Below are 12834 nucleotides of genomic sequence, written 5' to 3'. Positions count from 1 at the left end.
TCACTTTCGGCCTTTTTATTGCACCTTGCTGCCGGGTCTGGCTGTTGTATCTTTTCGCATCGACGGACTTGAAAGCGCATATACCAGTGGCGTTAAAAAGCGTAGCGCAGCGAGAAGCTGTACTCAAGGCCATCGTTGGGTGCAGTGCCCCAACTCTTGTAGTGCGTCAGCTGCAGCTTGAGACTCAAGTCTTGCGCCAATGGGCCGGAAACAGCGGCAAACAATTGATGACCATAATCGTCGTCATAACCAAAGACAGCCGCATGCTCGTGGTCACGCCCAAAAGCCGCAGTATAATCCAGGTTCAGTTTCCAGCCCTTGGGGAGCACTGGCAAATCGTAGTAACTGTTGCCATTGAGCACCACGCCGGATAATCCTGAGTAATCTTTATCGGTCAGATTGGACTGACTCACAGTATAATGCCCCGCCAACCCCAGGTTGAAACGCAGCGCGCCGCAGTCAAAATGCTGCTTCAAGCCGAGATAAAAATTGTCCTCGGTCAGGTGCTTATGGGTGCCGAGAAAGTTTTGCAGCCACAGGGCGGTACGCTCTTCGTTGAGCCGATAATGCCAAACCGTCAATGACTTGAAGGCGACCCGTTTATCCGCCACCCATTTACCGGGGTTTTCCACCTTGAGCATCTGATAAAAAGTATTGCGCTCGTCACGACTAAAATGACTGAGCGCCGCAAAGCTTTGGTTGAAAGCCCCGGGATTATCGTCACGGGTGGCACTCGTAAACCCCAGATAACCGGCCTCTATTTGAGTCGATGCGCCGGCATCAGTCGTGCCAAAACCGCCAAGCAAGGTAACGGCTAACCCGACTATTTTACTATTGAGTTTCATCTTTTCCTTGTTCAATCAGAGTCTCCTTCACACCCTGGACTCATGTCCGTGATGGCATCTAGTTTCCCCTGTCCAATGCAATGGATAAGCTCGTGAATAAAGTAAAAAAAGGCCACCCTAAGGTGGCCTGTGCAGGGAAATACAGGGAGCCCCTTAGAAGAAGTAACGGATACCTACCGCATAGTTGTTGTCCTGCAGATCTTCCCAGGACTTGTCATCCATGCTGCTGAAGTCAATCTTGGCTTCGGCATACATCACAGTGTCACGGCTGTAACGGTAGTGCAGACCCAGAACCGCAAACTGGCGGGTCCAATCGCCTTGGATGGCGGTGTTGGCATCTGTGTCCAGATCCTGATAGCTCAGCAACAGAGAAGGAACAAAGCCGTTGTCATACTGGTAAGCAAGGATGAATTCGCCGCCGGTGGAATCGTACAGGCTGCCGCCAACCAGTTCGTTTTGCTTGCTCTTGTGAGCGTTGAAGCCCACGTACAGACCATCGGCGTCACGGCCTGGAGCATACTGGTAGAAGCTGCCGTACTGGGCACCGATACCGACGATCTGGTTGGTATCATCAACGGCAACACCGGCCAGGTTGCCTTCAAAGTCGCCACGGTTGAAACCGGCCAGAACCTTGAACTTATCGGTCACGTAGTAAGTCACGCTGGCACCATAGCTGGAGTCAAAGCTCAGCTCAGAGCCATCGTTCAGAGCGGCGCCGTTTTCGTCAAACAGGGCAACATCGTCATTTTGCTTGGAAGCATACTGCAGGGCGATATGCAGCTTGCCGAAGAAGGTATTGCGATACTGGAAGGCTGCATCGGCACGACCGGCACCGGTCAGGCCACCGTCACCAAAGGTGTAGGCACCTACAGACCAACCAGTGAAGGCATTGAGCACGTCGGTAGTGTAAGCCACATCATAGTATGCACCCCACTGCTTACCGAAAGTCAGAGTACCCCACTTATCGTGAGCCATACCCACATAACCCAAGCGGTTGAACAAGAAGTCACTGTTCTTCTCGGCACGCATCTGACCGCCGCCCTGGCCTTGGGTGTAGATCAGGCCGTCATCGCTGGTCACCATGTTGATGCCCCACTCTGTGTGGGCAAAGGCGCGCCAACCGTTACGCTCCTGACGGTCAAAACGGAAACCTACGCGAGAGAAGTTATCAATAACAGAGGTTTCATGACCATCATTGAAGGCGGCAAAACCCAACCAACCTATCATGTTCACACTGTTGGTCTGATCGTTATACAGTTCCACAGCCTGAGAAGCGCCACTCGCCAGCATAGCCGGGATCATAAGTGCCAGGATCTTCTTGTTCATATTCATTACCCTTTTATAAGTAAAACGCGTTTAATACGCTGATTTATTAGACATATTTCTATGTGTTACTCGAGGGCTGCAGTTTGCGTGCCAGCTGTTAAAAAGCCAATCCCAACCCCTGGTTTCCTGAGCTGGATCGACAAATCGTGAAATATCGTGGTTGGCGGGCGTTAAATGCCGTGAGAAGAATTAAATATCGTTGTAACAAGCGAGCAGTTTATGCAGCAAAAGAGATGCATGCGTATCGGCAAGAGCAGAGTTTACTGCCACACAGGAAAGAATAACGGTTTGATTTTTATACAGTTAAAGCTGACTCGGTTCGAATCATCACGAATGCTTGATGTAACAAGAGTTGATAAAGAAGGGGGGATAAAACAAAGGCAAAACCGCCGAGAATAGAAAATGAAATTGCTTTATTAAGATATTGATTTTATGAAACTTTAAATATATTCGGGCAAGATTTGCAACCCAAGCCAACTCTATTGCATTATGAAACAGTCAACCGCTGACACCTGGAGGGAATATGGAAAGCCTGCAACATCTGCCCGCCGAAATACTGCTGGGCATAGTCAATGAGAAACTGAGACTGCACTGCCCGGACAGAGATGCACTTTATTACGAACTTGACCTGTCACCTGCCCAGCTCGAGCATAAGCTCAGTGCACTGGGATACGAGTACCATGCCCTGTCCAACCAATACCGACGCTTGAAATAACCCCAAGTTCTCAGGACGTTGCGGACTGGGCTTTGGTTTTGCTCTTGGTCGCTGAGCGATAGCTGCGCTTGCCGGTGCCGGTCTTAACGCCAGTGCTCTTCTTGGTGCTTGTGCCCTTGGGGGCACCTGCCTTGCCGGCATAAGCGCCACTGCGACGTTTACGTCCTTTGAAGCCTGTACTTTTCACGCCACTCAAGGCCGTAGGCAGTTGTGCCTTGGCCTGCTCAATAAGCTCGCCCAGTTTAGCCGTCAAGGGTTGCATAAAGGCCTGATATTTAAGCTCACGGTGACAAATCGCATCCAGGCTACTTTCCCACAGCGCCGTCATATCCGGCGTGGTGGCCACTTCAGGCAGGCTTTGAATAAGCCCGCTACCGGCCTCGGTAGCCAAAATACTCTTGCCCTGACGTTTCAAAAAGCCACGTTTAAACAAGAGTTCAATGATCCCGGCGCGGGTCGCTTCTGTGCCCAGACCATCGGTTTCCTTGAGGATTTTGCGGATCTCAGGGTCTTTCACATAGCGGCTTATTCCTGTCATCGCCGCCAGCAGTGTGGCATCGGTAAAATGCTTGGGGGGCTGGGTCATCTTTTCCACTAATTCACCCTTAAGGCAATCCAGTATCTGCCCCTGAGTCAGCTCAGGTAAGCTGGTTTGAATATCTTCCGCTTCATCGTCGTCTTTTTGTTTGCCAAACAATTGCTTCCAACCCTGTTTCAATGGCTGTTTGGCCTTGGCCACGAAGCAACCTCCGACAATGTCGATCACGGCGCGGGTTTCAAGGTACTCATAATTAGGGTAAAACTGCGCCAAATACTGACGGGCAATCTGCAAATACACCTGACGCTCACGCTGTGATAAAACCCCGAGGTTAGCCGTCTTTTCCGTAGGCACTATCGCGTGATGAGCGTCCACCTTGGCATCATTCCAGGCCTTGGACTTAAGGGCGGGATTGGGCGCTTCACAGCCTTGCAGCAGTTCTGCCGCCCCTTGGGTAATGGCATTCAAGACTGCCGGGGCCAGCTGTAACTGCGCCTTGGGCAGGTGACGGCTATCGGAGCGCGGATAGGTTATCAATTTATGCCGTTCGTACAGGGACTGCGCCGTATCCAGCACCTCTTTGGCGCTCATACCGAAGCGTTTGGCGCAATCAATCTGCAGCGCTGACAGACTGTAGAGCAAAGGCGGTGCCTGGTGTCTTTGCTTACGCTCCAGCTCATCTACCCGGCCGGGTTGGCCGGTGATCCTGCCGACCACATTCATCGCCAAACCGCGGGAGAGCACCCGCCCCTCCTCATCCATCCAAGGTTGACAGGCCTCACTGGGCTGCCAGCGGGCGCTGAAACAGCTCCCCTCTTGGGTGCTAAGATGGGCCAGTACTTCATAAAAAGGTTTGGGCACAAAGGCAGCGATTTCCAAGTCGCGCCGGACAACCAAACCAAGCACAGGGGTTTGCACCCGACCGACCGACAGCACGCCCTGATAGCCCACCTTGCGCCCCTGCAGGGTATAGGCACGGGTCATATTCATGCCGTAGAGCCAATCGGCTCGGCTACGCGCCAGTGCCGAAGTCGACAATGGCACAAACTCGCGGTTGCTGCGCATCTGCCCCAGGGCACGTTTTACCGCCTGCGGGTTGAGGTCGCTTATCAACAAGCGTTTAACCGCTGCCAACTTATCGCCCTTGACCCCAAGATGGGCAATCACTTCATCCACCAACAACTGCCCTTCCCGGTCAGGATCGCCGGCATTGACCAACTCACTGGCCTGCTTGACCAATTTACGCAAGACACTGAGTTGGCCGCGACTGCTGGCTTTGGGTTTAATCTGCCAATCGGACGGGACAATAGGCAGATGTTCCAACTGCCAGGACTTGTAGGCGGGATCGTAAGCATCCGGCTCAGCTTGCTCCAGCAGATGACCTATACACCAGGAAACACAATCTCCGTTGCCAAGCTCGATATAGCCCTCATGTTTGCGATGGGGTTTGGGGAGCACCTCGGCGATGGCGCGCCCAAGGCTGGGCTTTTCGGCGATATAGAGGATCATCCACTGCGTCCTTTGGCTGTCACTGAACAGTATTACTGGATAAAATTACAGTAATTCTAGCCAAGTCATCTGTCGGCTGCAAACCCTCTGTGGGTAATGGCATGATTAACTAAGCTTGATTGGGCAAAGTTGATAGAACAAGGCGATTGAACAAGGCAACTAAACAAAGCAACTAAACACAGCGCAGCTATCTATTTTCCTCCTCAAGCTCCGCCAGGAATTCTTCACTTACCCAGTCAGCCGTTTCGGGAAGGACTTCTTCTGACAACCAGGAAAAAATATCCTTGTACACGGCCCTGGCCGGAAAACCTTGCTGTTCGCGCTTTCCTGTCCAGGTTAAATGGACAGAGACCAGCTCTTTTTGTATTTCGCCGTCAATCACTTTAAACCCGGCCACGCTGTCATTGTCTTGCCGCCTGGCGATGGGATAGAAGTCCTCCCCGGTTTCTTTTTGGTATTCCATTCTCAGCCCGGGTCCGCCGGGTTCATCGATAAACCACCAAGGCATGAGTCCTGCAAATTTATGCGCTTTCAACCAGTAATACTCTATGGGTAACTGCATCTGCTTAATTCCTTATTGTCCCGACGCTCTGCCCCAGGGTAAAAGCAATTCTCCTGGGGTGGCCATAGTGAAATCAATGGGTTATTTAAGTAAAATCATTCACTATTCAATTTGAAGTTAGGAGTATATCCGGATCATGTTGAAGTACATTGAGCAATTTCCCAAATGGATCTCTAATATAAAAGCGGCGCACACCCCAAGGCTCTGAGATTGGCCCGTATTCAATCTTTATGTTTTGCGCTCTCAGCCGATGAAGCACCAAATCAAGATTGTCCACCTCAATAGAGAGATCTGGCACCGGCGTCCCTGAGCCGCCTTCGGTTGCCAAACTGATTTGAATTTTCATCTCTTCAGCTGAGCCAAGGGTTTTAATCCAGCCATGGTCCATAACCAGCTCAAGACCAAAAATCGATTCATAAAATACTTGGCCTGCGTCCAGGTCGGCAGCAGCCACATTGGCTACGATTCGTTTCACTTTCATCAAGCAAGTCTCCTGAAATCTGCTCAAGCCGGCAACGCCGCCGATACGAAAGAGCGAGTCTGTTTTTTTAGCCTAACCATTCGCATGGCACCTGACCTTGCCGATAGCTTTGCTTTAAATAATCCAGAAACCTTGACTCCAAGCCCATGGTCCGAGCTTTCTCAATCAGCTCCAGGTCATCTGTGATATAACAGCATATCTCGTGGCAATTGGTCGCTTCGGACAATTTTATAAACAACGCTTTGCTATCAAATTTGTTATCCAAGTGAGCATCAACCTCGCCTACTTGCTGATTTAAATGCACCCAAGCATTATCAAATGCCGCTTCATCACTTTTATCCAGCAAGGCATCCAGCTCATCAGCGCGCTTTGAAAACAGATTTTCCAGTAACTTGTCCATAGTGTTGAATACAACCTTTCTCAGTATTTCCCTTTCTACCTTGCCGTAATCTATGCCCTATCAGCGGCTGAAATCAACCATGAAAGCCCGGCCGAGACTTTCCAGGCCAATAGCAAGCCCCTATTTTTTCGACAGTCAAAACCAAGTGTCCCAACTGCGGTCCATCTTCAAAGTACTATTCGAAGATATCTTCACATACCCATGATTTTATTATGGAAATATTCATACCTCCATAAGCTCACTTTTCCATCACTCAGTGTAAATTCAATTGCGAACCATTCTTGTTTGCAATTAAAATGCAACATCTTTCAGGAGGCCAAATAATATGGAAACGTCCCCGCTGTTGTTGCGCTGTAACCAACTGCTTTGGTGTGAGGGATTGGTCTTGCTGGCAATCATGCTGGTATTGGCCAGTTTTGGGCTGGATGCCCGGCTGTTGATCCTGCTTTTGGCACCAGGCTTGGTGCTGTCTTTAGCCTTGGGATACCAACCCGGCAAGAAGACGCTCAGCCTGGTGTTTGCCTGCTGGGTCCCTGTCTGGTGCCTCATTTAACCCCTTGAGTTGTTTAGGAGAATGTTATGCCCAAATCCATGGTTCGGATGAGCCTTGTCGCCGCTGCTGTCAGCAGTCAATTGCTGCTGATGGGGGCCGCCATGGCCGAAGAAGCCCAGATGGAGCGCATGGTGGTCAGCGCCAACCGTACCCCTACCCAGATAAGCGAGCTCTCCAGCACGGTTTGGTTAATCGATGAAAACAGCATCCGCGAGCAGATAGACAGCGGCAAAGGCGTGAAAGAGATGCTGGCCGCCCTGGTTCCCTCCATGGACGTATCCAGCCAGGGCCGAACCAACTTTGGTCAGAACATGCGCGGCCGCGCCATGGTGGTGCTGATAGACGGCGTATCCATGAACACCTCCAGAGGGATCAGCCGTCAGTTGGACAGCATAGATCCCTTTAACATCGCCCGCATTGAAGTGTTGGCCGGCGCCTCAGCCCTCTATGGCGGTGGTGCTTTGGGCGGCGCTATCAATATAGTGACCAAAAAAGCCGCCGACAGCCAGGATACCTTTGAAGCCGAAGCAGGTTTCAAATCGGGTTTTAACGGCAGTGATGACTTGGATTACCGCGCCGCCTTTGCCGTGGCCGGCGGCAGCGATACCCTCAAGGGACGTTTCAGTGCCGCCTGGCAGGAAAATGGCCAATGGTTCGACGGCAGCGGCAATCAGGTGATGCCGGATATCACCCAAACCGGCATGCAGTACACCCAAGGTTATGATCTGATGGCCAATCTGGACTGGAGCCTACCAAACAATGCCACCCTCAGTGCCATGGTGCAGTTTTACAACAATGAGTCCGATGGCGACCACGGCCTCTATATGGGGGAAAACTTCAGCGGTGTCACCTCAGATGCTTCCCTGCTCGAAAGCCGCAAGGGATTGAATGCCGATCGCAGTCCCAAAACCGATCGTACCTTACTTAACCTCAGCTATACCCAGGCTGATTTTCTCGGCCAAACCTTGTACCTGCAAGGCTTTTATCGCAAGGAAGATCTCGACTTTCACCCCTTCCCTTACGTCAGTGAAACCCTCGGGGTTTACAACTTCTCGGCCTCGTCACAAAACACCGGCATTTATGGCCTGAAAGCCGTGTTGGAATCCAAGCCCAGCGACAGCCTCAAACTCACCTGGGGCATCGACTGGGACAAGGAGAGCTTCGACTCGGATCAGATGAGTTTTGATCTCGACGCCGCCAACCAGAGTGGCGGTTTGACCATGAAGGAGCTGTTTACCACAGGCCGATATGTCGACTTCAGTGTCGAGTCCATCGCAGCCTTCCTGCAGGGCAGCTGGGATATCAACGACTATCTGGTGCTCAACGCAGGTTATCGTTATCAGCAGATGGACAACAACGTCGATGACTTTATCGGCTATAACCAACAGGTGGCGATTGCCCAGGGTAAGGCGCCGGGCGCCGATGCTATCAAGGGCGGCAGCACAGACTACCATGTCGGCCTGGTTAACCTGGGATTGGTGGCTAAACTGAGCCAGGATCAGCAACTGTGGCTTGCCTACTCACAGGGCTTTGAGCTGCCGGATCTGTCCAAATACTATGGTCGCGGCAGCTATCAGGCCAATGCCGATGGTTATCTGCAGCTGACCAACAGCATTAATATCAATGATTCCCGCCTCGATGGCATCAAGACCGACTCCTTTGAGCTGGGCTGGCGCTATCTGGCCGACCGTTGGCAGGCCCAGGCCAGTCTGTATTACGCCATCTCGGATAAGGTGATTGAGGTCAATCGCAGCGATCTGACCATAGAAGTCAAGGACAAGGATAAACGCACCTATGGCCTGGAAGCCCAACTGAACTTCGATATCAGCAGCGCATGGCAGGTGGGCAGCAACCTGCATCTGGTTCGCAGTGAAATCAAAAATGGCGCCGACTGGATTGATGAGACAGTCACCTATGCTTCACCTTCCAAGGCCACGGCCTTTATCGCCTGGCGCGGTGACAGCCAACAGTTAAGATTGCAGGCCGAGCATAGCTTCAGCGCCGACTCTGACTATCGCTTCAAGGCAAATGATGGCCAGAGAAGTGAGCTGGACAGCTATACCACTTTGGAGCTGCTCGGCTCCATCAAACTGCCGGTCGGCACCCTGAGCTATGGCATAGAAAACCTGCTTGACAAGGACTACAGCACCCTTTGGGGCCAGCGAGCCGCTTACTTCTACAGCCCGACTTACGGCCCGGAGAAGATGTTTGACTATCACGGCCGTGGCCGCACTTTTGCCATCAATTACCACCTGAGCTGGTAAATAACCTCAAAAAGCGTCGCCCCTGCGGCGCTTTTTCTCTTTTGCGCTTGTCAGCTCATCCCGGATCCCGTAGTTTGTGGCGGCCATTTTATTTACAGGGAAGTGTCATGCTACTTTTAATCGCGGCGATTATGATTGTCCTGCTGCGTCGTTTGCTCAAGGCCGATGAGCCCTTTCAGGGCTATGAATGGCTCGCGATTGTCACCTTGGCTATTTATCTGCTCTGTTACTTCTACCTGCCGCCATTTGCACCGGCAAGCAACCAGAGAATGGGGTTACTGTACGAGATGATCCCAAGCTTCAGCCTGGGCGCTATCCTCTTTCCCGAACTGGGTCCACGCTACCCGGAAAAAGTGGTTTGTGTTTTGGGCGGTCTTGGACTGCTGACCTCTGCTGTGATATTGGCAATATTCAAACTGAGCGTTTGGTAGGTCGGCCCGGGGATTAAACCGGAACCTCTGGTTGAATGGCTGAGAAAACTCACAGCGACGGCTTAGGGCGTTTGCAGTGCCTCGCCTACCTTGGCCAAAATGAAACCGGCTCTCTTCGCAACCGACCATTTGGGCACTTCAATTAACTCATAACCGAAAGCCTCATAGGCTTTTTGCATCGCATGATAAGTCGCCACCGCTTCACTGAAGTCCTGCTTACGTTCCATATCATTGGCGTAAATGGCTTGCCAGGGCGGAAAGATGAATACCCTTGGGTGATAAACAAGCTCACGGCAATGACTCAGCAAACTCTCGGGAATAGTTAAGTTCTCAAGCAGGCTATAACCGTAGGAATCCAGCATACTGCGGTCAAAGAAAATAATGCCGTCATCGCCGCTGAAAGCTTGATAACGCGCCAGCTCTTCATCAACCATGGCATCACGAAAAGCGCTCTTGTCATCCCAGGGCAGCGCCCTTCCAGCTTGCGCCAGTTGAGCCTTTATCACCTTACGGCCGACTTCCGGCGCACTCGGGTAACCCAGGCTTTGCAAAAAGTCGATGACAGACGTCTTGCCTGAACCCGGCCCACCGGTAAATACAATGCGATTATGCAATCAAACCTCTCTTTGCTTATCAACGGCAAACTGACTTTAAGCTGATTGAGATTTTGTGCCGCTAAAGCCAATCCCGCTTCAGATGGCACGAATAGCAAACAACCGCCCTGTGGCGGCTGTCTGGCGGGGGAAAACAACTCAAGATTCGATACAGGCGCGAATTCTATCGGCTATGGTGTGCAGCTCATCCTTGTCCCCCTGATGGGCCGCGTGCTCCATCAGGCCTTTGAGCGGGCCGGGCAACACATGGAAATGTACATGGGGCACAGTCTGACCGGCGGCGCTGCCGTTGTGTTGGAACACAGTGGAGCCCGGGATCCCCATGGCCTTTTCCACTGCCTTGCCCATCAGTTTGACGGTACGCATGCAGGCCGCCGCCGCTTCATCAGACAACTGATACAGGGTCACGGCCGGCTCTTTGGGCAACACCAATAAGTGGCCCTTGGTTTGCGGCATGATATCCATGAAAGACAGAGTATGCTCGTCTTCATAGAGCTTGATACAGGGCAACTCGCCGCGAAGAATGCGGGCGAAAATATTGTTGTTGTCGTAATTCAGATCCATCTTGTCACTCCATACTGACGAACCGATTGGCTTGGAAGCTATTGGTGTACCACAAAAAAGGGCCGGTTGCACCGACCCTTTGGTATTGAAGCTTAGCCGAAGTAACTGTCGTCGAAGGCCATGATGGATTCACTGGCCGCGGCGATTTGACGCCGATAGCCACTGGCGCTGCTGACATAGTAGTCCATAAAGAAACCCGCCGAGGCCAGTTTGCCGGCATAGAAACCGTCGGCATCATCTGCCAGCCCATCGAGCGCCAGCTCGGCCATCCGCGCCCAGATCCACGCCAGCGCAGCTGTGCCAAACAGCTGCATATAAGGCATTGAGGCCGCACCCAGGTTGTCGGGATTCTTCATCGCCAACTCCATCAGGCTCTGAGTACCACGCTGCAGATCCATTGCCGCCTGGCCCAAACCTTCGAGCACTTTGGCAAACCGGGGATCTTGAGCGGCCTTGGGTTTGGCACCTTCGATAAAGGCCTCCACCTCTGCGGCCCAGAGTTTCAGCGCCGCGCCCTTGTCCCCCATCAGCTTGCGTCCCACCAGGTCCAGGGCCTGCACGCCATTGGTACCTTCATAAATCATCGCGATACGGGCATCACGGACAAACTGCTCCATCCCCCACTCATGGATATAACCATGGCCGCCAAACACCTGCTGGGCATCGACACAGGCGCTGAAGCCTCTATCTGTGATAAAGCCCTTGACCACAGGGGTAAACAACGCCGCCAACGCCTTGGCTCTGGCCTTTTGCTCGGCATCCTGATGCCGCTCGGCTTCATCGAGCCACAGCGCCTGCTGGCCGATAAGGGCGCGGGCGCCCTCATTGAAGACTTTTTGCGACAACAGCATCCGCCGCACATCACCGTGCACCAGAATAGGATCGGCATTTTGCTCCGGCGCCTTGGTGCCGGACAGTGCCCTTCCCTGAACCCGCTCTCTGGCGTAGGCCAGCGCGTTCTGGTAAGCGATTTCAGAGACGCCCAGCCCCTGAACCCCAACGCCCATGCGCGCCTGATTCATCATGGTGAACATGGCTCTGAGGCCTTGATGGGGTTCGCCCACCAGCTCGCCTTTGGCGCCATCGAACAGCATCACACAAGTGGAATTGCCGTGAATGCCCATCTTATGCTCGAGGCCGCTGGCCTTGACATTGTTGGCCTCGCCCAGGCTGCCATCTTCCTTGACCCAGTATTTGGGCACGGCGAACAAACTGATCCCCTTCACCCCGGCCGGTGCATCCGGCAACCTGGCCAAGACCAGGTGCACTATGTTTTCGGCCAGATCGTGATCGCCACTGGAGATAAAGATTTTCTCACCGCTGACAAGATAGCAGCCGTCAATGCTGGGCTCGGCCTTGGTGCGCAGCAGCGCCAGATCGGTACCGGCATGGGATTCGGTCAGATTCATGGTGCCGGTCCACTCGCCGCTCACCAGTTTGGGTAGATATTTGGCCTTGAGCGCCTCGGAGCCATGGGCAAAAATGGCACTGTAAGCACCGTGGGTCAGCCCGGGATACATGGCAAAGGCCATGTTGGAGGAGGTCTGCATTTCGGTGGCAAAAATACCCACAACTTCCGGCAAGCCCTGACCACCGAACTCAGGATCACAGGTCAGCGTTGGCCAGCCGTTGTCCACATACTGGCGATAGGCATCGATAAAGCCCTCGGCGGTTTTCACCCCGTCGGCTTCCAGTCGACAGCCCTGCAGATCGCCGACACTATTAAGCGGCAGCATCACCCCAGTGCTGAAATCGGCCATACCTTCGAGAATGGCATTGACCAACTCAGGGTCTATTTCATCGAACCCCTGCAGCTTTGGCTGCTGATAAATATCCAGTAACTGTTCAAGAATAAAGCGGTAATCCCGCATCGGCGGCTGATAACTTGCCATATGCTTATTTCCTTTTCCCTGTGATTGATGTCTCACCTTAGCCAATTCTGAGTAAAAACTCAGCACCTCTGACCAGTTTTATATCACTTTTTTTGAATACAAGAACAGCGCTCTGCGTAAATTCGCTTGAACAGCCCCTT

At 52.6% G+C, this 12834-nt stretch carries 13 protein-coding genes; 4 read left to right on the top strand and 9 right to left on the bottom strand.

The genetic code is table 11. The annotated features are described in order from the left end of the window. Positions 1 to 92 precede the first annotated feature (92 nt). Both ACWAU4_RS09575 and ACWAU4_RS09570 read right to left on the bottom strand, forming a co-directional pair. A complete protein-coding gene (locus ACWAU4_RS09575) occupies positions 93 to 845 on the bottom strand; it encodes a nucleoside-specific channel-forming Tsx family protein (protein ID WP_141250882.1) in 753 nt (250 codons plus the stop codon). A 153-nt stretch (positions 846 to 998) separates the two neighbouring features. Continuing rightward, on the bottom strand, positions 999 to 2171 hold the full coding sequence (locus ACWAU4_RS09570; protein ID WP_025010504.1) for a porin: 1173 nt from the start codon (positions 2169 to 2171) through the stop codon (positions 999 to 1001). 523 nt (positions 2172 to 2694) lie between these two features. Between ACWAU4_RS09570 and ACWAU4_RS09565 the strand changes: the two genes are divergently transcribed. Continuing rightward, positions 2695 to 2886, top strand: coding sequence for a DUF4250 domain-containing protein (locus ACWAU4_RS09565; RefSeq protein ID WP_025889513.1), 192 nt, complete (start codon positions 2695 to 2697; stop codon positions 2884 to 2886). Positions 2887 to 2896: 10 nt separating this feature from the next. On the opposite strand, the gene ACWAU4_RS09560 is transcribed toward ACWAU4_RS09565, so the two are convergent. From ACWAU4_RS09560 to ACWAU4_RS09545, 4 genes are all read right to left on the bottom strand, one after another. Continuing rightward, on the bottom strand, positions 2897 to 4933 hold the full coding sequence (locus ACWAU4_RS09560) for a DNA topoisomerase III (protein ID WP_101059943.1): 2037 nt from the start codon (positions 4931 to 4933) through the stop codon (positions 2897 to 2899). A gap of 187 nt (positions 4934 to 5120) precedes the next feature. After that, a complete protein-coding gene (locus ACWAU4_RS09555; RefSeq protein ID WP_025010502.1) occupies positions 5121 to 5495 on the bottom strand; it encodes a hypothetical protein in 375 nt (124 codons plus the stop codon). Between the two features lie 106 nt (positions 5496 to 5601). After that, on the bottom strand, positions 5602 to 5976 hold the full coding sequence (locus tag ACWAU4_RS09550; protein ID WP_107004678.1) for a VOC family protein: 375 nt from the start codon (positions 5974 to 5976) through the stop codon (positions 5602 to 5604). A 67-nt stretch (positions 5977 to 6043) separates the two neighbouring features. Beyond that, positions 6044 to 6376 carry a hypothetical protein gene (locus ACWAU4_RS09545; RefSeq protein WP_208125837.1) on the bottom strand — a complete coding sequence of 111 codons (333 nt, stop codon included), beginning with the start codon at positions 6374 to 6376 and terminating at the stop codon, positions 6044 to 6046. Positions 6377 to 6701: 325 nt separating this feature from the next. Between ACWAU4_RS09545 and ACWAU4_RS09540 the strand changes: the two genes are divergently transcribed. The 3 genes from ACWAU4_RS09540 (at position 6702) to ACWAU4_RS09530 (ending at position 9624) form a co-directional block, all read left to right on the top strand. Then, the gene (locus tag ACWAU4_RS09540) at positions 6702 to 6929 is read left to right on the top strand and encodes a hypothetical protein (protein ID WP_025889504.1); all 228 of its coding nucleotides are present in this window, start codon (positions 6702 to 6704) and stop codon (positions 6927 to 6929) included. A gap of 26 nt (positions 6930 to 6955) precedes the next feature. Beyond that, on the top strand, positions 6956 to 9193 hold the full coding sequence (locus ACWAU4_RS09535) for a TonB-dependent receptor (RefSeq protein ID WP_454290551.1): 2238 nt from the start codon (positions 6956 to 6958) through the stop codon (positions 9191 to 9193). Positions 9194 to 9300: 107 nt separating this feature from the next. Further along, complete coding sequence (locus ACWAU4_RS09530) at positions 9301 to 9624, top strand: hypothetical protein (RefSeq protein ID WP_208125834.1); 324 nt, start codon at positions 9301 to 9303, stop codon at positions 9622 to 9624. Positions 9625 to 9686: 62 nt separating this feature from the next. On the opposite strand, the gene ACWAU4_RS09525 is transcribed toward ACWAU4_RS09530, so the two are convergent. From ACWAU4_RS09525 to ACWAU4_RS09515, 3 genes are all read right to left on the bottom strand, one after another. Then, entirely contained in the window at positions 9687 to 10238 is a 552-nt protein-coding gene (locus tag ACWAU4_RS09525; protein ID WP_208125832.1) for an AAA family ATPase, read from the bottom strand. A gap of 138 nt (positions 10239 to 10376) precedes the next feature. Beyond that, a complete protein-coding gene (locus ACWAU4_RS09520) occupies positions 10377 to 10802 on the bottom strand; it encodes an HIT family protein (RefSeq protein ID WP_208125831.1) in 426 nt (141 codons plus the stop codon). A gap of 92 nt (positions 10803 to 10894) precedes the next feature. Further along, positions 10895 to 12694, bottom strand: coding sequence for an acyl-CoA dehydrogenase C-terminal domain-containing protein (locus ACWAU4_RS09515; protein ID WP_208125822.1), 1800 nt, complete (start codon positions 12692 to 12694; stop codon positions 10895 to 10897). Positions 12695 to 12834 lie beyond the last annotated feature (140 nt).

Source organism: Shewanella sp. FeAMO (genome assembly GCF_053653955.1).
The sequence above is the reverse complement of the archived record's forward strand: the minus strand, read 5'-3'. Positions and strand labels throughout refer to the sequence as shown.

What these genes read in the sequence shown, in the direction of transcription:
- ACWAU4_RS09575 (WP_141250882.1), bottom strand. Translation starts at nt 845, where the DNA reads ATGAAACTCAATAGTAAAATAGTCGGGTTAGCCGTTACCTTGCTTGGC.
- ACWAU4_RS09570 (WP_025010504.1), bottom strand. Translation starts at nt 2,171, where the DNA reads ATGAACAAGAAGATCCTGGCACTTATGATCCCGGCTATGCTGGCGAGT.
- ACWAU4_RS09565 (WP_025889513.1), top strand. Translation starts at nt 2,695, where the DNA reads ATGGAAAGCCTGCAACATCTGCCCGCCGAAATACTGCTGGGCATAGTC.
- ACWAU4_RS09560 (WP_101059943.1), bottom strand. Translation starts at nt 4,933, where the DNA reads ATGATCCTCTATATCGCCGAAAAGCCCAGCCTTGGGCGCGCCATCGCC.
- ACWAU4_RS09555 (WP_025010502.1), bottom strand. Translation starts at nt 5,495, where the DNA reads ATGCAGTTACCCATAGAGTATTACTGGTTGAAAGCGCATAAATTTGCA.
- ACWAU4_RS09550 (WP_107004678.1), bottom strand. Translation starts at nt 5,976, where the DNA reads ATGAAAGTGAAACGAATCGTAGCCAATGTGGCTGCTGCCGACCTGGAC.
- ACWAU4_RS09545 (WP_208125837.1), bottom strand. Translation starts at nt 6,376, where the DNA reads ATGGACAAGTTACTGGAAAATCTGTTTTCAAAGCGCGCTGATGAGCTG.
- ACWAU4_RS09540 (WP_025889504.1), top strand. Translation starts at nt 6,702, where the DNA reads ATGGAAACGTCCCCGCTGTTGTTGCGCTGTAACCAACTGCTTTGGTGT.
- ACWAU4_RS09535 (WP_454290551.1), top strand. Translation starts at nt 6,956, where the DNA reads ATGCCCAAATCCATGGTTCGGATGAGCCTTGTCGCCGCTGCTGTCAGC.
- ACWAU4_RS09530 (WP_208125834.1), top strand. Translation starts at nt 9,301, where the DNA reads ATGCTACTTTTAATCGCGGCGATTATGATTGTCCTGCTGCGTCGTTTG.
- ACWAU4_RS09520 (WP_208125831.1), bottom strand. Translation starts at nt 10,802, where the DNA reads ATGGATCTGAATTACGACAACAACAATATTTTCGCCCGCATTCTTCGC.
- ACWAU4_RS09515 (WP_208125822.1), bottom strand. Translation starts at nt 12,694, where the DNA reads ATGGCAAGTTATCAGCCGCCGATGCGGGATTACCGCTTTATTCTTGAA.